Raw genomic sequence first — 19,692 nt, 5'->3', positions numbered from 1 at the left:
GATCGCTTATTTGCCCTCTCGCCCCCGGATGCCCATGTCTTTCATCGAATCGCTCAATGCCGCCTGGTCGCGGACCCAGTCCTTGCTCTGTGTCGGGCTTGACCCGGAACCTTCAAAGTTTCCAGGTGCATTGGAAGGGCGCGCTGATTCGATCTTCGATTTTTGCCGCGACATTGTTGATGCCACAGCGCCGTTTGCCTGCTCATTCAAACCGCAGATTGCGTATTTTTCGGCCCATCGGGCGGAGGATCAACTCGAGCAACTGATTGCGCATATTCACGCCGAGCATCCCGGATTGCCGGTGATTTTGGATGCCAAACGCGGCGATATCGGTAGCACCGCCGAGCAATATGCAATCGAAGCGTTCGATCGATATAAAGCCGATGCCGTGACCGTTAATCCGTATATGGGGTTTGATTCCGTTCAACCATATCTGGAACATGACGGGAAAGGCGTGATCGTGTTGTGCCGCACGTCAAATGCTGGTGGCTCGGATCTGCAGTTTCTTAACGTCGAAGGGACGCCGCTTTATCAGATCGTGGCGCGGCTCGCCGCCGAGAAGTGGAATGCGAGCGGACAGTTGGGACTGGTGGTTGGGGCGACTTTTCCGCGTGAGATTGAAGTCGTGCGTTCAATTGTCGGTGATATGCCGCTTTTGATTCCGGGCATTGGCGCTCAAGGCGGCGACGTTGAAGCAACGGTCCGCGCCGGGCGTGATTCGTCGGGCAAAGGCGGGATGCTGATTAATTCCTCGCGCGCGATTATCTATGCCGGCAAAGGCGATGATTTTGCTGAGGCTGCGGCCGAAGCGGCGCGCCGGACTCGCGACGCTATCAATGCGGTGGTTTGATGTTGAGGCACGCTTGACCCTGCCGGTTTCGGATCAGCACGACCGGCAGCGACCCATTGGTCCTTTGCTTTCCCGGAAGCGGTCGCTCATCCTGACTGCATTGGATTAGCCTCCGGTTCTACGTGGGGCTCAGCGTCAATCTGAAGCCTGATAAGCGCATGCCGTTGACCGCGACCGACACCTTATGCTGCCCACACTTCGACAGGCCAGGAACCGAGCCGCGCCGATCGGTTTTGCTTTTGTCATGTAGTCAAAATGAAGAAGCCCGCGATGCGGATTGGCATGTCGCGGGCTCGGTACGATGCGTGCGTTTTTTGCGTTACGCGAACGACATTTCAAGACTGATGCCGGAATAGTTGACGCGCGGTGCGACCTCGCGGCCATCGCCCTTCTCGAAGTACACGATGCCGTACCGCTCCATTGTCTTAAGCGTGCGCGAGAGGTTGGACTTAGCCCGTCCAGATGTCTCGGCCAGCTCCGTCAATGAAGCCGGATTCGTCTTGGCGATCAGCGCAAGCAACGCCTGATTCTTTCCCGACAGCACCTGTGCGAACGACTCAGGCGACGAAAACCAGATTTTCGGGTCGTCGGGAGACGGCTTGTATTCGCCCCGCGCGATTGCCATCGTCCGCGCCTTGAATTGCTCCATCGGGGCAATCCCGACTTTCAGGATGTGTTCGTTAATCATCGCTCTCGCTCCTTTCCTTCATCAAAGTTTCGACTTCGGTCCAGAAGTCTGCAAGCAACGTCGCGGCATCCATGTAATCGTAAAACCGGACGCGCTCGCCGGCGTGCTTGTGGTCGTACTCGATTCGCGTTCTGGCACCCGGGCCTGAACCCTCCCGGATCGGATGCGCGTTATCGAATCCCAACAGGCGAGTACCCTTTTCGTCATGCAGCGTCAGCGAATACTTCAACCCATGCGGGCGCTCCGTTGTTGCGTCGATTCGCGCTACTTCAAATTTCACCCAACAACACCCGGTGTCGTCGACGGTGTACATCACGCCGTCCAGCTCGAGCAGGGTGTCCGGACTGTGGTCTCGATCTGTCATTAAATATATAGGTTATCATCGGATGACAACAAAGACAAGGAACGCACCTGTTACGGGAAAAAACGGGCATCTGCGTGGCCCTGATGCGTGATTTGCCTCGTTTCCGCGCCAGGATTGCAAGGCCTTGAATGCAGTGCTGGTTTCCTGAACTCGAAGCGCTACATTTGAACTGCGCACTCAATCTCCTCAAGCGCTGCTTCCATAGCATCCCCGCCCGAGCAATCCACAATCCGCCGGCCCTCGATCCCCCTCAACCAAGTCAGTTGACGCTTGCACAACTGCCGCGTGGCGAACACGCCTTTGTCGCGCATGGTCGCGAAGTCGATTTCCCGGTCCAGGTATTCCCAGACTTGCCGATACCCCACGCAGCGCATCGATGGCATGACCGCCGTTAAATCGCCGCGTGCCCGCAGGCCTTCGACTTCTTCTATCAAACCCGCCTTCAGCATGTCGTCAAAACGCTTTTCGATCCGCTTATGCAACACGCTTCTATCCGATGGCTCCAATGCAATCGGAACGAATTCAGGTTCGCTTTCCTGGCTTTTTTTCGGGTCTTTCAATATCGCAGACAGGGGTCTGCCGGTCAGCATGAACACTTCCAGCGCGCGCTGGATTCGCTGCGAATCGTTTGGCGGAAGCCGGGCCGCTGTCTCCGGATCGATTAAAGCCAACCGCGCATGCAATGCAGGCCAGCCATCCCGCGCCGCGTCCGCATCGAGTTCAGCGCGCATTTCCGGATTCGCCTCCGGTAAATCGTTTAATCCGCGCGTCAAAGCCATGTAATACAGCATCGTGCCGCCGACCAATAACGGGATTCGGCCGCGACCTTGAATTTCCGCCACCAGCTTCAAAGCATCATTGCGAAACTGCGCCGCAGAATACGCTTCGGTCGGATCGATGATATCGATCAGATGATGCGGCGCGAGCGCTTGTTCTTCCGCGGTCGGCTTAGCGGTTCCTATATCCATGCCGCGATAAACCAGCGCCGAATCCACGCTGATGATTTCGACCGGCCGGCGCTGCGCGAACGCCAACGCCGCAGCCGTTTTCCCCGACGCCGTCGGCCCCAGCAAACAAGCAATCCGCCGCGTGCTCATTGGCCGCGCATGAAAAGTCGATCGAGATCGCCGAGCGTCAATTGGAACCAGGTCGGGCGGCCGTGGTTGCACTGGTCGCCGCGCTCGGTGGCTTCCATCTGGCGCAACAGGCCGTTCATTTCGTCCAGCGTCAGCCGCCGATTCGCCCGCACTGCGTGATGGCACGCCAGCGTGCCCAGCAATTCATGCTGGCGCTCGGTCAGCACACGCGAGCCGCCGTAAGCCTGCAAATCCGAAATCACTGCACGCGCGAGAGACTGCAAATCGGCATCTTTCAGCAGGGCAGGGACTGCGCGGATCGTAATCGAGCCCGGCGACAGAATCGCCAGATCGAATCCCAACGCGTCCAGCACTTCGCGCTCTTCCTCGACCACGCCCATTTCGATGGCATCGACGGTCATCGTCACCGGAATCAACAGCGGCTGCACCGCGATTGCCCGGTCAGCCAGCGAGTTCTTGAACTGCTCGTAGAGGATTCGCTCGTGGGCCGCATGCATGTCGACGATGATCAGACCCTGCGCGTTCTGCGCCAGCACGTAGATGCCATGGATCTGGCCCAGCGCGAAGCCCAACGGCTGCTCATCGGCAACGATATCCGGCGCGCCCGGCATCGACGCGTAGAGCGGCTCGCTGGCCCGGTTCGGTGAATAGGCGGCTGTCGTTGCGCCGACGTCAGCGGCAAGCGTCGTGCCCTGCGGTGTACCGGCGTTCATATCGCGGCGGCCGAACAGCGCGTCATACAGCGCCAGCGGCTGTGCAACCGGCAAGTTGCCCTGCGTCATCCGCGACTGCCGCAGCCAGTTCGTGCCGTTGTCGCCCTTCTGCGACGATTCGCCAAGCACACCCGCGCCCGCATAAGGCCGTGCACTAAACGAAGCGATTCCCGTTGGCTCCAGTTGCGCGGCGTGCCCCCCAGCCGTCGTTTCCGGCGATGCCCCCGCGTGACGCGCCAACGCACGCTGCACGGCATGGAACACGTACTGGTGGATCGAGCGTGAATCGCGGAAACGCACTTCGATCTTCGACGGATGCACGTTCACATCGACGGATTCCGGCGGCAGATCGAGAAACAGCACATACGACGGATAGCGGTTGCCGTGCAGCACGTCCTCATACGCGGCACGTACGGCGTGCGTCAGCAGCTTGTCGCGTACGAAGCGGCCATTGACGAAGAAGTACTGCTGGTCGGCGCGGCCGCGGCTCGCCGTCGGCAGGCCGGCGCAGCCATACACCGCCAGCGGTCCGGCGCGCTCATCGAGCGGCAGATGCGCGGTGGCGAAGACCTCGCCGAGAATTTTTGCCACGCGCGTGGACGGGTCCGATACATTCCAGTGCTCGACAGCTTTACCGTTATGAATCACCGATATCGCGATGTCCGGTCTTGCCAGCGCGACGCGCCGGATCACTTCGAGGCAATGCCCGAGTTCGGTTTGCTCGCTTTTCAGGAATTTGCGGCGTGCGGGCGTGTTGAAGTACAGCTCGCGCACTTCCATCGTCGTACCGATCGTCCCGGCCGCCGGCGAGATCGCGCCGGTCTGCGCGTCGATCCGGGTCGCGTGCGCGCACGCCGCCGTCCGGCTGGTGATGAAAAGCTCGGCCACCGATGCAATCGACGCCAGCGCTTCCCCGCGAAACCCAAGCGATGCCACGGCTTCCAGTTCGGCGAGCGAGCGGATCTTGCTGGTGGCGTGCCGCAGCAACGCCAAAGGAAGTTCGGCGGGAGGAATGCCGCAGCCATCGTCGACGATCATGATGCGCTTCACGCCGCCTTCGTCGAGCGTGATTCGCAAGCTCGACGCGCCGGCGTCCAGCGCGTTTTCGAGCAATTCCTTGACCACGGACGCTGGCCGTTCGACCACCTCGCCCGCTGCGATCTGGCTGATCAGCTGGTCGGGCAGCTGCTGAATGGCGCGCGGCAAGCGCCCGGCGGGGGCGGGGGAATGGGATATCGTGTCGGATGAATCGATGAGATCGGGCATGCCGAAATTATAAAGCTTCGCGCCGTTGAACGATTTCACCGCCGTCCGGTCTCGTACTACGCGTTGGCCAGGCGGCTGTTGGACGCGTTCCGGAACGGCGCAAAAAGCGCCGATTATCGTTAAATCCGGGCAACGAACCGGCGGTTCACAAATTTTCCCACGTCGAGTTCGGTATCATGGCGCGACTGTTTTTATCGCAACGTTTTTGCAACGATATTCCCGCGCATGCAGGCTGCCGTTACTAATTTTCCGCTAATTCCATTCTGATCGAGGCCCGCTTTTGGATACGCTGCTGTCATTCCTGAGTCTTATTCTCCATATCGACAAATCGCTCGGTTTTTTCATCCAGCATTACGGCGGCTGGGTGTATGCGGTGCTGTTCCTGATCGTTTTCTGTGAAACGGGGCTCGTGGTGTTTCCGTTCCTGCCGGGCGATTCGCTGCTGTTCATCGGCGGCGCGTTCGCGGCAAGCGGATCAATGGATCTCGGTGCGCTGATCGTGCTGTTGCTGATCGCGGCCGTCCTCGGGAACACGGTGAATTACTGGATTGGCCGCGCGATCGGCCCCAAGGTATTCGATACCCACATTCCCGTGCTCGAACGTTTTCTCGATCGCGAAGCGCTCCGCAAGACGCAAGGTTTCTACGAGCGGCATGGCGGCAAAACCATCGTGCTCGCGCGCTTCGTGCCGATCGTGCGGACGTTCGCGCCATTCGTGGCAGGCGCATCGGCGATGAAAGCGTCGCGTTTTCAATTGTTCAACATACTCGGCGCACTGATCTGGGTTTTGCTGCTCGTGTTGCTCGGATATTTCTTCGGCAATATCCCGTTCATTCGCCAGTACCTGAACGTGATCGCGCTGGTCGGCGTGTGCGCGGCGATCGTGCCCATCGCGCTGGGCGCATTGTGGAAAGTCATGCGGCGTAAAGCGGGTAATTGAGTTGGATTGATCGGTTCTAAAGCGCTTTCGAAGTTGCCGGGCCGGCGCTTTGAAAGCGCGTATATCACGGGCACTGCACTCGGCCCGCTGGCGTCTTCGCCGCCAAAACGTAAAAGGTTAGAATGCCGAATTGTCGGCTCGGTGGTTCGATTATCGAGATGAACGATTCCGGCGTTTCGTGAACAAACGTTAATGTTTTATGCTGGCGAAGGTTGGCGAGGTCTTATAGCTGATGTTGGAACGAACAAGAAGTGGAGCGGGAGCGGCGTGTCACTTGCGTCGTCTCAGGCTGGCGGTGGTGGTGCTGGGTGTGACGGCGCTACTCGCCGGCTGCGGAATTTTTGGTTGCGGCGGCAGTGCAACGAACGGCGGGGCTTTCGGCGGATGTGGCGCCGGCATGCGGTTCTGAGCGCCTGGACGCAGCCCGGAAATATCGATAACAGGAAGTCAGGGAAAACGGCAAGCATGGCGGTATCGCGTTCAGATCATTCAGCATGGGCCGTCAATGGCCGCGGGGGAGTGCTCAGCGCGCTCGTTTCTATTGGCGCGGCTATCTCCATCGCCGGTTGCTCGACGGCGATGACGCCTGCGCCCATCGTCGAACAGTCGACGGGCGGCACGAGCTCGCCAGCGTCGATTCCCACTACGCCTCCGGGCGGCGGGTCGGTGGCGGGACCGGTCGCCATCGCGCCGCCGGTGCAGGCGGATGCCGGGCCGGGGTTTTATCGCGTGAAGCCTGGCGACACGCTTTATGGCATCGCCCGCGCGCAAAAGCAGCGTCCGGCCGATCTCATCAAATGGAACAACCTGCCTGAAAGCAAGCAGGTCAACATCGACCAGTTGTTGCGCGTGACGCCACCGGGCAGCACCGGCACGGCCGCCAGCGGGGATGACTGGAGCAAACAAGCGGGGTCGAAGGCGGGTCCGCCGATCATCGGCGCACCGGCGACGGCGAGCAATAACAGCCCCGCGCCTGACACCAGCACGCCGCAGATCAATTCGAAGGGCGCGTGGCTCTTGTGGCCGGCAGAAGGCGACGTGATCACGAAGTTCGGCGAGGGCGGCAGCAAGGGTATCGATATTGGCGGCAAGCTCGGCGAACCGGTGAAAGCCGCGGCGGCGGGCCGGGTCGTCTATGCGGGCAGCGGTCTGCGCGCTTATGGGCAGATGATCATCGTCAAGCACAGCAACGACTTCCTGACCGCGTACGCACACAACGGCAAGCTGCTGGTGAAGGAAGGCGATACCGTCCGCCAGGGCGCGACCATCGCGGAAATGGGGACGGGGCCGAGCAACAAGCCGTTGCTTCACTTCGAACTGCGCAAGTCGGGGCAGGCTGTGGATCCGGTGCCGTCCCTGAAGAAGGCCGGGTGATGAGCACGGCACGCACGGCGCATGCAACGGGAGCCAGGCTCATATGAAAAGGCTCCTGCTCGCTGCCGCGTGCGTGTCCTCTGTGTTGCTTGCCGGCTGCAACGACCAGCAAAACGCGGACGCCATGAACAAGCTCAAAGCGTTTTTCAACGCCGTCAAACCCGACACCTTGCTGCTCAAGGACCTGACGCCGGGTGTCACGACCGAGGCGCAGATTCGCGACCAGATGGGTGAACCGGAAACGGCTCGAACCTACACCGACGGCTCGAAGCGGCTCGAATATCCGCGTGGCCCGGCGGGCACGAATACCTATTTCGTCGATATCGATGCAAACGGCAAATTCACCGCCGTCATGCAGGTCCTGACGGCGGAGAACATTGCCAAGGTGCGGCCCGGCATGACGCAGGACGAAGTGCGGCGCTTGCTGGGTAAGCCGACGACCATCGCCGAATATCCGCTCAAGAAAGAGCGTGTTTGGAGCTGGCATTGGGAGGAGGGCGGCGTGACCCGCGACGCTATGTTCAACGCGCATTTCGGCCCCGATGGTATCGTGACAACCACGTCGCGATCGGAAGCATTGGGCGGTGGCAAGCATTGAGCTGAGCGGCGGGGCGTTTCAATATCGGCAGCCATACTGATGGATCATCAAAAATCAAAACGCGCGCTTGAGTATGAGGCGTTGATGGCGCTTGCGGCGCGTCATCGCGCGGCTCGGGCGTTGACGGTTGAAACGCTTCAAACGGCCGACGCAGGCTGGCAATGCGACCGAGGACATGCGTGGGACGACGGCTTGAGCGCTGCGCAGAACGTGCGCTGCATGAACTGCGCGTCGCAGCGCCGCGAGCAGCACACGGCACGGCTGAAGACGCTGGCAGAGGAGCGGGGTGGGCGGTTGTTATCGGCGAGTTACGTCGATGCCATCACGCCATTGCGATGGGAATGCGCGTTTGGGCATAGCTGGGATGCGCAAGCGGACGTCGCCACGCGACGCTGGTGTGCGGAGTGCAGGCGTCGAGGCGTGTACGACGCGCCGACACCGTATCGCACGGAAGAAGCGATCGCACGCGACGGACGGTGAACTCTGGCGCTGCCACGCGCACGCTTACGCGCAAATTATTTTCGGCTTATCCGGAATAGACGGGGAAAAAATGGGTTCGCCCTAGTACCAACCCGTTAAACACTCTGGAGTCGAAAATGAAAAAGATTGCCCTGTTCGTGATGTCCGCCGCTGTCCTCGCATCGTCGAGCGCATTCGCCCAGGCTCAAGGCCTGACACGCGCGGAAGTCCGCCAGCAACTCGTGGAAGCGCAGCAAGACGGCTCGCGACTTGTGAGCAACGCGTCCTATCCCGATGTCGCTCGCATCTATACGAATCAGGTCGCACAAGGCAAGCAGGGGACGTCGGCCTATGGCGGTGTGGCAGCCGGTTCGAGCGTCAGCTCGTCGCGTTCTGCGAACATCGGCCGCCCGAGTCATGAAGCCTGTGTCGGGCCATACAGCTTCTGCAACATCTATGCGGGCTCTTGATGGCTGCGCGGACGACCTGTACGTGGTTTGCTTGAGCGGCTCGCACGAATTATCGTAGTAGGATCAGTTGAGGCACGGTGTCCGAGCCGCACCATACGATTGCGTTTTGTCCGTGGTTCATACCTAGTTGTTTGGCATCACTAAGTGTCAGGCCAAGAACCAGGAAGCTTGGCTCGCCTGGCCATGTTCCTGATGGATGCTCGCCGAGTCCTTCAATAAACCGTAGCTTCATAAAACCAAGCTGCTCCGCAAGCGCGGCTTGTTGCGCCGCGTTCGCCGCTGCAGCGGTCAATGCGCTGAACGGATTCGCCGCGGTGATAAACGCGCTGCAGTCGACGCCAAAGGCTTGATGAAGTTTGGCGAGGTCGGGGTTGTCGTGGCCAATGCGCAGGGTCGTCGGGGCATCACCCAGCACACGATAATGCGTTTCCACATAAGCCCGGAGCGTGTCCGGGTCGATGGCCGATTTGAACTGCAAATCAATCTCCTTGCGTCAGGAAGAACGCGGGCTAGGCATGTCATCGCGCGCGACTTGCGCCACACAGCCGACGGCGTTCTGCAGAAATCGTATCAGACCGGATCGCGCGCTGTTGCGTACGCGTTTTCGCGTCGGGCGTTCGATACAAACTCCGGATATTCCAAGGTTCCGCCCTCCATTGTGAGCGCTGCGGAACAAGTGGCATCGGTGCGATAAAAGCAGTTCTGTTCCCTACCGTTGTTTCAGTGTGAAAGTCCTGAGACAGGGCTCGACCCCGCTAGCCTGCATCTTCGAAAAGTCTCATGGAAAATATGTAGGATATACTTTACATGCAGGGTGCCGTGTTTTCTCCCGTTCCGCCGCAGAGGCAAACATGCAACTTTACGAGATTGGTCAGTCAGTCGCTAAACGGCGGGCGGAACTCGACCTGACGCAAGCGCAGCTCGCGAAGCTTAGCGGGCTCTCCCGGTTCACGGTCAATCAGCTTGAAACCGGTAAGGTGAAGGACCTTGGGATCAACAAACTTATTCCGCTTCTCAGCGTTCTTGGGATCGAGCTGACGGCAAGTCCGCGACCCGATCAAAAGGGGCTGTTCAAAGCATCGGTGAGCGCCAATGTGAGCTACAAGGGAAAACTGACGGAAACCCAGCTCGCTCGCGCCCTCGCGACGGGAAAGATACCCCCTGGCTACGAGTCGCAGGTATCGGTCATTCTTGACGAAGTGCCTGTACCCGTCGTCGTTAAAGCGGTTGAGGAGGCGGCCAGATCATCTGGTATTGCGCCAAAGAAGATCTGGAAAAATCTCGCGACCTGGTCCAAAGACCTGCATCTCTACCGGAGGGTGTGGGAATGACGACAGCCTATTCGCCTCATTCGCTTCCGGCCGGGCCGTGGCTAAGCCTGCTGGGCCACGCGTTCACGCTTATCGATGAAGTCGCTGAACACGGCCGGGCCGATCCCTTCTGGACGTTCGGTGGCGGCACCGTGCTTATGCTGCGATACGGCCATCGGCTCAGCAAGGACATCGATATTTTTATCCCCGATCCGCAGTATCTGGGTTTTGTGAATCCGCGCATCAGCGACGTTGCTTCAGACATCACGACTGAGTATGAGGAGCATGCGCAACTCGTGAAGCTGCTTCTGCCTGAAGGCGAGATCGACTTCGTTGTTTCTCCGAATCTGACCGACCCCGGATACGATCAATGGACCCTGCTCGATCGCCCGGTGAAAGTGGAGACGGCTGCTGAAATCGTAGCGAAGAAAATGTGGCATCGAGGTGATCGAGCGACCGCGCGTGATCTCTTCGATCTCAGTCTGGTGATTGAGCGTGACCCGGCAGCATTGCTGGCGGCTGGCGAATTCCTGATCCGCCATCGAGACACTTTTCTCGAACAGTTGGCTTCGCGTGATGTGTTCATCCGTCAGGGGTTCTCAGACATCGAGACGCTGAACTACACGCCCACCTTCGATCATGCCGTTACTCTCGCGACTGAATTTTTGCGAGCGATTCCCGGGGGAGAACCGCTGCACAAACCACGATTGCGCCGACGTTGATTGAATCCTTTTATTGCACTGAGAGCCGCAAAAAAGACCGCGATCGTGATTGATGGCGCGCTGGAGGCGCCGACCGACTTGCTCGTCACGATAGAAGAACAATCGGTTCGCTGGCGACGAATCATGATGCAACGAGCGCGCCGTGAATGTGTTGTAGCCCGAACCCAGATCACGAACCGTGGTTGAGGTTCTCCAACGAGAAAAGGGCTCAGCTTGCGCTGAGCCCTTCATGTCTTTGGTAGGCCGTACGGGATTCGAACCTGTGACCAACGGATTAAAAGTCCGCTGCTCTACCAGCTGAGCTAACGACCCAAAGAGCCGAAATTATAGTCACATGGACTACAAGTTGTCAACGGAGCGTAAAAATGCATCGCATCACGGAACGGTGAAAACGCATAAGAAAAGGCCCGTAGCAACTACGCTACGGGCCTTTTCAACGAGAGGCGCGAATTCCAGCTTCGCTTACTTCACTTGCGACATCTTGCTTTCAGCCGACTGCGCGGCTTGCGTTCCACCGTACTGCGAGATAACTTGATCCAGCGTCTTTTTAGCAGCGGCTTTCTGACCCTGCTCAATCTGGTTGTTCGCGATTGCGAGCAGCGCATCGGCCGCCCGCGGATGCGTCGGATATTTCGTCACCAGATTTTGCCAGGTTGCCGTCGATCCCTTGTAATCACGCAGAGCATACTGCGCATTGCCCAGCCAATACTGCGCGGTCGGCTGGTACGGGCTGTCCGGATACTTGGCGACAAACGTCTTGAACGACGTAGCAGCATTCTTGAAGTCGCCATTGCGGAACTGCGTCGATGCCGCGTTGAACGATTCAGTCTCGCCGGGCTGCACCGTCCCTTGCACGCCATCCACCGTCTGCTGCTGCGGTTCGAACTTCTTCAGCCGGCCATCGAGGTCGGTGTAGTAGTCCTTTTGCTGCTTTTGCACCGTCGTCAATTGGTTGGCCAGGTCTTCGTTCTGGCCTCGAAGCGTAGCGACCTGCTGATTCAACTGGTCGAGACGATTCGATTGATCGAGGATCGTGCGCTGAGCGGCGGACAACTGGCTAGCCAGACTGTCCGTTTTCGTGCGCAAGTCGAGCACGGCTTTGCGTGCTTCATTGTCGTCAAACAACGCCGCGTGCGCCGACCCGCCGACCACGGCAGAACCTAACAAACAAGCAACTGCGACCGCGCGCAGCGAGGGGAAGCGATACAACATACGGCGACTCACCCGTGACAGGTTACGTTACTGTTGATAAGCGAGGTCAGCGCGGCGGTTCTGCGCCCACGACGACTCGTCATGCCCGGTTGCCTGCGGCTTTTCCTTGCCCAGACTCACGGCTTCCATCTGCGAATCAGCCACGCCCAGCAGCGACATCGCGCGACGCACAGCTTCAGCACGCTTCTGGCCCAGCGCCAGGTTGTACTCGCTCGTGCCGCGTTCGTCGGTGTTGCCCTGGATCAGGACGTGACGGTCCGGATGGCTCTTCAAATACTGCGCGTGCTGTTGCAGCAGCGGCTGATAGTCATCACGAACAGCGTAGCTGTCGAAGTCGAAGTAAATGCTGCGCTTCGCCAGCGGGCTGTTCGGGTCGTTCAGCGGGTCGACATTGACCTGTTGAACTGCGTTCGCGTCGGGTTGCGTGCCGATCGCGCCTTTGTTTGCACCTTCATCCAGCTTGACGCCTGAATGACATGCGGCCAATGCACCGACCATCGCCACTGCAAAGCCGATACGAATTTTAGACATCATGGTTACTCTCCTTGTGTGTTGCTGCTTAAGTTATTGCGTGAAATTTATTGCATGAACGGACCCCAGGACGGCTCGCGTACGCTGCCCCCCTGAAGCGACAAGACTTGCCGCGTACGACCATCGGTCGATACGGCAGCCAACACGCCACGCCCGTCCACCTGGGTGGCGTAGAGGATGTACTGACCATTCGCCGCAAAACTGGGCGATTCGTCATGCGTGGTGTCGGTCAGGCCAGTCGCCGTGCCGGACCCGAGGTCCAGCAAATACAGCTTGAAGCCGCCGCCAACACGCGAAATGTACGCAATCTGCTTGCCGTCCGGGCTCACTCGCGGGCTTGTATTGTAATTGCCCGTGAATGTGACGCGCTGCGCCTGACCGGCGCTTTCGCCGTTCGCCGACATCTTGTAGATCTGAGGCTGGCCGCCGCGGTCGCTCGTGAAATAAATCGTGTTGCCATCGGGAGAGTAAGCCGGCTCGGTGTCAATCGAGCTGCCCAGTGTCAGGCGACGCAAACCGCTGCCGTCCGCGTTCACCTGGAAAATCTGCGTGTTGCCGGTGCTCGACAGGGCGACCGCAAGCTTGCGGCCGTCCGGTGACCACGCCGGTGCACTGTTATTGCCCTTCTGGTTCGATACGATCACACGCTTGCCTGTCGGCAGGTCGTGGATATAAACAACCGGTTTTTTCTTTTCGAACGAGACGTACGCGACCTTGGTGCCGTCGGGTGACCACGCCGGCGAGATGATCGGCTCGGGGCTGGACAGCGCAATGCGCGCGTCCTGGCCATCGGAGTCGGAAATCTGCAACTGATAACGGCCGCCGGTCTTGATCACGTACGAGAGGCGCGTCGCGAAAACCCCACGATCGCCCAGCAATTTTGCGTAGATATAGTCCGCGACCTTGTGCGCGCTCATCCGCAGACCGCTTTCCGGGCTGACGAGCGACAGGCCGCCCAGGCTTTGCTGCTTGACCGTGTCGTAGAGACGGAAACGCACTTCGTACTGGCCATTCGGCAAGCGATTCACGCTGCCGGAGACAAATGCGTCCGCACCTTTCGCTTTCCAGCTGCCAAGGTCGACGGAATCCGTTTCCGACACAGGCGAGGAGCCGGCATCAATATTTGTAAACTTGCCGCTGCGCGCCAGGTCCTGGCGAACGATCGCGCTGATCTGCGCCGGCGAATTCGCTTCGTTGGCAAACGTGGCGGTGGCAATGGGAAATTGGGTAGACCCCACGCCCGTGACAAGCACATTCAACTGCGCGTGGGCAGCGGTACCCGCCGCGATCAGGCAGGATGCAACTAGCGTTTTCAGGCCAAGCTTCGTCATCAAACTCATGTATCTGGTTCCAGAAAAAGCGATTTTTAAACTATCGGCGGCAGCAGAACAGACCGCCGATTGCACAATTCGTTCCCATCAGGGTTCATTGTGCACCGTCGTTTTACCATGTCCGTTCAACCGCCCGCCGGACGCAATGTGATCGTAAACGTACCGGGCGCCTGGCCGTTGGTGTCCAGCGGCATCGGATCGGAGCGCTGAACAGCGCGCAGCGCAGCCTGGTCCCACTGCTCGTTGCCGCTCGAGCGTTGTATCGATGACGACAACAGCGTGCCGGTCGACGGCGAAACACGTACCGAGACCACGGTCTCAAGTCCCGCCGTTTCCCCCGCCCACACGATGTTCGGACGCACGCGCCGCTGCACCTTCTCAGCGTATCCCGCCGATGTTGCAGTTCCGCCCGCGCCGTGACCGGTGCCGCTCTTGGCCAGTCCGTCGCCGCTTTCGCTCGTGCCGCCGCCAGCCTGGCCTTGCAACGCTGCGAGCCGGGCGTTACGTTCCTTGTCAAGCTTGGCCTTCGCCTGCGCGTCAGCCTGGGCCTTGGCTTTCGCCTTGGCATCCGCCTGAGCCTTGGCCTTGGCCTCCGCCTGGTCCTGCGCTTTCGCTTCGGCTTCCTTCTGCTGCTCCGCCGCTTTCGCTGCGTCAGCTTCCTTCTCTTTAGCCTGTTGCGCCTTCTGCTGATCGAGCTTCTGCTGAGCAAGCTGCTTTTGCTTGTCGGCTTGTTTCTGCTTGTCCTGTGCCGCTTTTTGCGCCGCTAAAGCAGCTTGCTGCGTGGCTTGTTGTGCCGCGAGCTGCTGCTGACGCTTGGCCTCGGCTTCCTGATCGGCCTGTTGCTGTGCGCGCTGCTGTTCAGCGAGTTGCGCGGCACGCGCCGCTGCTTCCTGCTGTTTACGCTTCTTTTCCTGCAAGGCGATGTCAGCTTCCTCATCTCTCGCCGGCGGCGGCGCGGGCTGCACCTTGATCGGCGGGGCGGGCGGCGGAACAGGGCGGGGCGTAGGAGCCGCGAGATCCGGGATCTCGGTCCACAACTCCGCCTCGGCGCCGGCCGGCGTGTTGTTTTGCCAGTTGACGCCGTGGTACAGGAGGATGCCAAGCAACACGTGCATCAGCGCGGCGAGCGCGAACGCCTTCCATGTCCCGCGTTCACGCGGCGGACGGGTGGGGCGCGCGCTGGTCCGCGCGCCAGGATGCCCGCTGGGCTGCCGATTCATCATTGCGATTTGACTAACAATCCGACTCGTTTGACGCCCCGCGCCTTCATATCGGACATGACGTTCATGACGACTTCATATTTCACGGTCTTGTCGGCGGCAATCACGACGGGCTGGTCGGGATGCGACTCCTGCCGATTCAGCACGAAGGTCTTGAGGTCGCCTTCCGTCATGCTCTGCTGTTGCGACGCGCCGCCGTCGTCCTTGTAGCGCACCGTCATGCTGCCGTCGGCCTTGATATTTACCACGACCGGGGGCGTTTGCTCCTGCGGCGCTGCGTTGCCGACCGTCGGCAGGTTGATGATGGAAGGCGAGACGAGCGGCGCGGTCACCATGAAAATGACGAGCAGCACGAGCATCACGTCGATATACGGCACGACGTTGATGTCGGACATGGCGCGCCGTGAACTGCCGCGCATGCTGGAACGCATTGGACCTCCGGCCATTCTGAACTCCTTAGTGAGCCTGACGCTGCAAGATGTTCGAGAACTCTTCGATAAACGTTTCGAAGCGGATCGCGAGGCGGTCGATATCGTGTGCGTAGCGGTTGTACGCCACCACCGCCGGAATCGCCGCGAACAGGCCGATTGCCGTCGCCACAAGCGCTTCGGCAATACCCGGCGCGACGTTCGCAAGCGTTGCCTGCTGTACGTTGGCGAGGCCGCGGAACGAATTCATGATCCCCCAGACCGTGCCGAACAAACCGATATACGGACTGACCGAACCCACCGACGCGAGAAACGCGAGGTTCACTTCGAGCACATCCATTTCACGCTGGAACGCGGCGCGCATGGCGCGGCGGGACCCGTCGAGAATGGCGGCCGGATCGTTCATGCGGCGTTCCTTGCCTTTCAGGAACTCACGCATGCCCGATTCGAAGATCCGTTCCAGCGCACCAATGGTGTGGCGGTTGTTGGCAGCGCTTTGATACAGCGCCTGCAGGTCGCCGCCCGACCAGAAATCGCGTTCGAAGCGCTCGGTCTGATTGCGTGCGCGCCGAATGGCAAACCACTTGCGGATGATGTAGGTCCACGACAACAACGACAGTATCAGCAGCAGCGCCATGACGGCCTGCGCCAACAGGCTGGCATGGATGACGAGAGAAATGATCGACAGGTCTTGTGTAGTGTTCATAAAAGTCCGCTGTTACGTCCCAATGGGGCGTCGGAGGTGCGCTAACCGGGAACTGTCAGGCTTTCGACAAACGACTGAAAGCGTAGACCGGTCCTGGGAGCACATGCTCGGTACTTCTGTGCCTGCATGCCTGATGGCACGCAGGCTCGATTCAATTCAGTTCAGGTCTTCATGGAGTCAAAGGGTCTTTGTCTACATGGGTTTTTCTGAACAAGATGATTTAAACGATGCTGGCAGCGGCATGGTTGACCCGTTGCCCGACACAGAGTTTTGCGGTCCGCGGCGTAATCCGTCGAGCACCGAAGCGGGAATCCCGACCGGGCGGATGGCGCCAATGCTGACCGACGCCACCTTGATGTCGCCTGAGGCCAACAAGATGCCGTCCCGCCACGCTTCCTGATGAAAATCCACCGATGCCCGGCCAATACGCTCGATCCGGCTCATCACATGGATCACATCGTCGAGGCGCGCGGGCGCCGAGTATTCCAGCGCCGTGCGCTTGACGACGAACAATACGCCGTCCGACTCGGTCAGCAGACGCTGATCGATGCCGCACGCCCGTAACCACTCAGTGCGTGCCCGTTCGAAAAACTTCAGGTAGTTCGCGTAGAAAACGATGCCGCCGGCGTCGGTGTCTTCGTAATAGACCCGAAGCGGCCAATCGAATGTCAAGAGGCCGTTCGCCTGCTGAGGCTCGCTGGTGGACATGTTCATCCGCGCATTTTACCGGAAGCTGCAAAGCGACCGTCGAAACGTGCTGCCGGCCGCTGCTTTCCGGCAACTATCGGCTCGACGCGTGGCGTATTCACGTGGCCTGGATCAGCCGCGATGCACGGTCAGTGAACCGAACGACTGCGCGACCGGCATCAACTCGATGGTGTTGATATTCACGTGCGCCGGGCGCGTGGCAATCCAGTATATGGAGTCCGCAATGTCCTCGGCCGTCAGCGGTTGCACGTCCTTATAGACGCTGGCGGCTTTCATGTCGTCACCCTTGAAGCGGACGTTGGAGAATTCCGTACCGCCACACAACCCGGGCTCGATGTCCGTTACGCGCAACGCCGTGCCGCTCAGGTCTGCCCGCAAGTTCAGGCTGAACTGACGCACGAACGCTTTGGTCGCGCCGTACACGTTCCCGCCCGGGTAGGGGTAGGTCGCCGCGATCGAGCTTAGATTGAACACGTGCCCGCGATTGCGTTCGACCATGCCGGGCAATAACGCGTGCGTGACCGTGACGAGGCCCTTGCAGTTGGTATCGATCATGTTGTTCCAGTCGTCCAGGCTCGCGCGTTGGGCCGGTTCCAGGCCAAGCGCCAGGCCGGCGTTGTTGACGAGCACGTCGATCTGAGAAAAAGCGTCCGGGAGCGCTGCGATAGCCGCTTTGATCGCCGATTCGTCGCGAACGTCGAGTTCGACGGGCAGCAGCGCGTCGCCGAGTTCCTGCGAGAGCGCCAGCAGGCGGTCTTTGCGGCGCGCGGTTGCAATCACGCGATGGCCGCCTTTTACAAACGTGCGGGCAATGGCTGCGCCGAAGCCGGCGGAAGCGCCAGTGACAAATACGATCATGTGCGGGTTCCGGTTGTAATGTTGCTTGTCAGGTTACGGAAAGGGAGTTTTCGCGCGCGGCGCCCGGCGCGGCGGCGCCCGAGCGCTTGCGGGAAACCGGACAGCGTACTTCCATTGCTGCGACGCGGCAAGTTGCCAGTTTTTATGTCGAGCGCAATTCAATCTGACCCGACAAGACCGGCTACCTGGCGCAAATTCCGCTCCCGGGATGCAATTTTAGCCCCTAGGCGATGCTTGCACGCGGCGGCCTACAGTACTTTATGGCCTTTAAAGCACCTGTTTAAGGCGTTTTCCGGCAGTTGCCTATTCTCAGGCGGCCCATTAAACTAGGGCGCTCCAGCCCTGCGTAACTGGCGACAAGGATCTTCGGATCCAAGGTGGATTAACCCACCGTGAAGCGCAGGGTGTCGTTTTGCCGTTCGCCTGGGCAGCTGAGATCCGCACGCGCTCGTTGCGTTGCCGGTGGCTGTCCGTCTCGCGTAACGGAGCTTCTCTCTTCCGCCTCGCTTGGGACCCATCGTGCTTCGCGCTCCAGCGGCGCGGTGCAAATGCGCACGCGCGATCCGGTCAACTGGCATCCATTCAACGGAAAACGTATGTTTGATAAAGCCCAAAGTACTATCGCCCAAGTCGATCCGGAATTGTTTGCGGCGATCGAGCAGGAAAACCAGCGGCAGGAAGATCATATCGAACTGATCGCGTCGGAAAACTACACGAGCCCGGCCGTCATGGCCGCTCAAGGCTCGCAACTCACGAACAAATACGCGGAAGGCTACCCGGGCAAGCGCTATTACGGCGGCTGCGAGTACGTCGATATTGTCGAGCAACTGGCTATCGACCGCGTAAAGCAGTTGTTCGGCGCGGAAGCCGCCAACGTGCAGCCGAATTCGGGCTCGCAAGCCAATCAGGGTGTGTTCTTCGCCATGCTCAAGCCTGGCGACACCATCATGGGCATGAGCCTGGCCGAAGGCGGCCACCTCACGCACGGCTCGCCGGTGAACATGTCGGGCAAGTGGTTCAACGTGGTCAGCTACGGCCTGAACGAAGCCGAAGATATCGACTACGACAAGACCGAAGAGCTGGCCAAAACGCACAAGCCGAAGTTGATCGTGGGCGGCGCATCGGCGTTCGCACTGAAGATCGATTTCGAGCGGTTGTCGAAGATCGCGAAGAGCGTCGGCGCTTATTTCATGGTCGACATGGCGCATTACGCCGGCCTGATCGCGGCCGGTGTTTATCCGAACCCGGTGCCCTTCGCGGATTTCGTCACCACCACGACCCACAAGAGCCTGCGTGGCCCGCGCGGCGGCGTGATCCTGATGAAGGCCGAGTACGAGAAACAAATCAACTCGGCCATTTTCCCGGGCATTCAAGGTGGTCCGCTGATGCACGTGATTGCCGGCAAGGCTGTTGCGTTCAAGGAAGCGTTGTCGCCCGAATTCAAGGTCTATCAGCAGCAAGTCGCGGACAACGCACGCGTGCTGGCCGAAACGCTGGTGAAGCGCGGTTTGCGGATCGTCTCCGGACGTACCGAAAGCCACGTGATGCTGGTCGACCTGCGCGCGAAGCACATCACCGGCAAGGCGGCGGAAGCTGCGCTTGGCAAGGCGCACATTACGGTGAACAAGAACGCGATTCCAAACGATCCGGAAAAGCCGTTCGTCACCAGTGGTGTGCGTATCGGTTCGCCGGCCATGACCACGCGCGGTTTCGGCGTGGTTGAGGCCGAGCAGGTGGCTAACCTGTTTGCAGACGTGCTGGACGCGCCGGAAGATGAAGCCAACCTCGAGCGCGTACGCGCGAAGGTTGCCGCGTTGACCAAGCAGTTCCCGGTCTACGGCTAAGCC

Annotated in this window: 22 protein-coding genes, 1 tRNA gene and 1 riboswitch; of the genes, 9 read left to right on the top strand and 14 right to left on the bottom strand. The window is 59.8% G+C overall.

Translation table 11 applies throughout. The features are described from left to right. Positions 1–34 precede the first annotated feature (34 nt). On the top strand, positions 35–850 hold the full coding sequence (gene pyrF / locus ACSOSP_RS10175) for an orotidine-5'-phosphate decarboxylase (RefSeq protein ID WP_455306211.1): 816 nt from the start codon (positions 35–37) through the stop codon (positions 848–850). Positions 851–1,169: 319 nt separating this feature from the next. Here the strand turns inward: pyrF and ACSOSP_RS10170 are convergent, their stop codons facing one another. From ACSOSP_RS10170 to mutL, 4 genes are all read right to left on the bottom strand, one after another. Then, positions 1,170–1,538: an HVO_A0114 family putative DNA-binding protein gene (locus ACSOSP_RS10170; RefSeq protein ID WP_455306209.1), complete on the bottom strand. Its 369-nt coding sequence runs from the start codon at positions 1,536–1,538 to the stop codon at positions 1,170–1,172. Beyond that, positions 1,531–1,851, bottom strand: a complete 321-nt coding sequence (locus ACSOSP_RS10165) for a toxin-antitoxin system TumE family protein (RefSeq protein WP_455306207.1) — start codon at positions 1,849–1,851, stop codon at positions 1,531–1,533. Before ACSOSP_RS10165 ends, ACSOSP_RS10170 begins: the two co-directional genes overlap by 8 nt. A 209-nt stretch (positions 1,852–2,060) precedes the next feature. Further along, the gene (miaA, locus tag ACSOSP_RS10160) at positions 2,061–2,999 is read right to left on the bottom strand and encodes a tRNA (adenosine(37)-N6)-dimethylallyltransferase MiaA (protein ID WP_455306205.1); all 939 of its coding nucleotides are present in this window, start codon (positions 2,997–2,999) and stop codon (positions 2,061–2,063) included. Continuing rightward, a complete protein-coding gene (mutL, locus tag ACSOSP_RS10155; protein WP_455310916.1) occupies positions 2,996–4,978 on the bottom strand; it encodes a DNA mismatch repair endonuclease MutL in 1,983 nt (660 codons plus the stop codon). Before mutL ends, miaA begins: the two co-directional genes overlap by 4 nt. 280 nt (positions 4,979–5,258) lie before the next feature. On the opposite strand from mutL, the gene ACSOSP_RS10150 reads away from it, so the two are divergent. From ACSOSP_RS10150 to ACSOSP_RS10130, 5 genes are all read left to right on the top strand, one after another. Next, positions 5,259–5,918, top strand: coding sequence for a VTT domain-containing protein (locus ACSOSP_RS10150; protein WP_455306203.1), 660 nt, complete (start codon positions 5,259–5,261; stop codon positions 5,916–5,918). Between the two features lie 465 nt (positions 5,919–6,383). Continuing rightward, entirely contained in the window at positions 6,384–7,292 is a 909-nt protein-coding gene (locus tag ACSOSP_RS10145) for a peptidoglycan DD-metalloendopeptidase family protein (RefSeq protein ID WP_455306201.1), read from the top strand. 43 nt (positions 7,293–7,335) lie between these two features. Continuing rightward, positions 7,336–7,890 carry an outer membrane protein assembly factor BamE domain-containing protein gene (bamE, locus tag ACSOSP_RS10140; protein ID WP_455306199.1) on the top strand — a complete coding sequence of 185 codons (555 nt, stop codon included), beginning with the start codon at positions 7,336–7,338 and terminating at the stop codon, positions 7,888–7,890. Between the two features lie 39 nt (positions 7,891–7,929). Then, on the top strand, positions 7,930–8,370 hold the full coding sequence (locus ACSOSP_RS10135) for a hypothetical protein (protein WP_455306197.1): 441 nt from the start codon (positions 7,930–7,932) through the stop codon (positions 8,368–8,370). 116 nt (positions 8,371–8,486) lie between these two features. Further along, positions 8,487–8,819, top strand: a complete 333-nt coding sequence (locus tag ACSOSP_RS10130) for a DUF4148 domain-containing protein (RefSeq protein ID WP_455306195.1) — start codon at positions 8,487–8,489, stop codon at positions 8,817–8,819. A 49-nt stretch (positions 8,820–8,868) separates the two neighbouring features. Here ACSOSP_RS10130 and ACSOSP_RS10125 read toward each other — a convergent pair whose 3' ends face one another. Then, on the bottom strand, positions 8,869–9,297 hold the full coding sequence (locus ACSOSP_RS10125) for a DUF3293 domain-containing protein (RefSeq protein ID WP_455306193.1): 429 nt from the start codon (positions 9,295–9,297) through the stop codon (positions 8,869–8,871). A 373-nt stretch (positions 9,298–9,670) separates the two neighbouring features. Here ACSOSP_RS10125 and ACSOSP_RS10120 point away from each other — a divergent pair, with 373 nt between their 5' ends. Both ACSOSP_RS10120 and ACSOSP_RS10115 read left to right on the top strand, forming a co-directional pair. Next, positions 9,671–10,150, top strand: a complete 480-nt coding sequence (locus ACSOSP_RS10120; protein ID WP_455306191.1) for a helix-turn-helix transcriptional regulator — start codon at positions 9,671–9,673, stop codon at positions 10,148–10,150. Beyond that, complete coding sequence (locus ACSOSP_RS10115; RefSeq protein ID WP_455306189.1) at positions 10,147–10,851, top strand: nucleotidyl transferase AbiEii/AbiGii toxin family protein; 705 nt, start codon at positions 10,147–10,149, stop codon at positions 10,849–10,851. The genes ACSOSP_RS10120 and ACSOSP_RS10115 overlap by 4 nt, the downstream gene beginning before the upstream one ends. A gap of 236 nt (positions 10,852–11,087) precedes the next feature. Here the strand turns inward: ACSOSP_RS10115 and ACSOSP_RS10110 are convergent. From ACSOSP_RS10110 to ydfG, 9 genes are all read right to left on the bottom strand, one after another. After that, positions 11,088–11,163, bottom strand: a tRNA-Lys gene (locus ACSOSP_RS10110). A gap of 150 nt (positions 11,164–11,313) precedes the next feature. Further along, the gene (gene ybgF, locus ACSOSP_RS10105) at positions 11,314–12,063 is read right to left on the bottom strand and encodes a tol-pal system protein YbgF (protein ID WP_455306187.1); all 750 of its coding nucleotides are present in this window, start codon (positions 12,061–12,063) and stop codon (positions 11,314–11,316) included. Positions 12,064–12,090: 27 nt separating this feature from the next. Further along, a complete protein-coding gene (gene pal / locus ACSOSP_RS10100) occupies positions 12,091–12,597 on the bottom strand; it encodes a peptidoglycan-associated lipoprotein Pal (RefSeq protein ID WP_031361343.1) in 507 nt (168 codons plus the stop codon). 44 nt (positions 12,598–12,641) lie between these two features. Further along, the gene (gene tolB / locus ACSOSP_RS10095; RefSeq protein WP_455306184.1) at positions 12,642–13,934 is read right to left on the bottom strand and encodes a Tol-Pal system beta propeller repeat protein TolB; all 1,293 of its coding nucleotides are present in this window, start codon (positions 13,932–13,934) and stop codon (positions 12,642–12,644) included. A gap of 116 nt (positions 13,935–14,050) precedes the next feature. Beyond that, positions 14,051–15,145 carry a cell envelope integrity protein TolA gene (tolA, locus tag ACSOSP_RS10090; RefSeq protein WP_455310914.1) on the bottom strand — a complete coding sequence of 365 codons (1,095 nt, stop codon included), beginning with the start codon at positions 15,143–15,145 and terminating at the stop codon, positions 14,051–14,053. Further along, on the bottom strand, positions 15,145–15,591 hold the full coding sequence (gene tolR / locus ACSOSP_RS10085) for a protein TolR (protein WP_031361346.1): 447 nt from the start codon (positions 15,589–15,591) through the stop codon (positions 15,145–15,147). Before tolR ends, tolA begins: the two co-directional genes overlap by 1 nt. 10 nt (positions 15,592–15,601) lie before the next feature. Next, positions 15,602–16,279 carry a protein TolQ gene (gene tolQ, locus ACSOSP_RS10080; protein ID WP_299705389.1) on the bottom strand — a complete coding sequence of 226 codons (678 nt, stop codon included), beginning with the start codon at positions 16,277–16,279 and terminating at the stop codon, positions 15,602–15,604. Between the two features lie 192 nt (positions 16,280–16,471). Continuing rightward, positions 16,472–16,987 (bottom strand): tol-pal system-associated acyl-CoA thioesterase, encoded by a 516-nt coding sequence (gene ybgC / locus ACSOSP_RS10075; RefSeq protein ID WP_455306182.1) that lies wholly within the window; start codon positions 16,985–16,987, stop codon positions 16,472–16,474. Positions 16,988–17,098: 111 nt separating this feature from the next. Then, complete coding sequence (gene ydfG / locus ACSOSP_RS10070; RefSeq protein ID WP_455306180.1) at positions 17,099–17,845, bottom strand: bifunctional NADP-dependent 3-hydroxy acid dehydrogenase/3-hydroxypropionate dehydrogenase YdfG; 747 nt, start codon at positions 17,843–17,845, stop codon at positions 17,099–17,101. 336 nt (positions 17,846–18,181) lie between these two features. After that, positions 18,182–18,281: riboswitch (ZMP/ZTP riboswitch) on the top strand. Between the two features lie 160 nt (positions 18,282–18,441). On the opposite strand from ydfG, the gene glyA reads away from it, so the two are divergent. Then, positions 18,442–19,689, top strand: a complete 1,248-nt coding sequence (glyA, locus tag ACSOSP_RS10065) for a serine hydroxymethyltransferase (protein WP_455306178.1) — start codon at positions 18,442–18,444, stop codon at positions 19,687–19,689. Positions 19,690–19,692 lie beyond the last annotated feature (3 nt).

This window comes from Caballeronia sp. KNU42, assembly GCF_053760385.1.
Note: the sequence above shows the minus strand (reverse complement) of the source record. Positions and strands in the feature narration are given on the sequence as shown.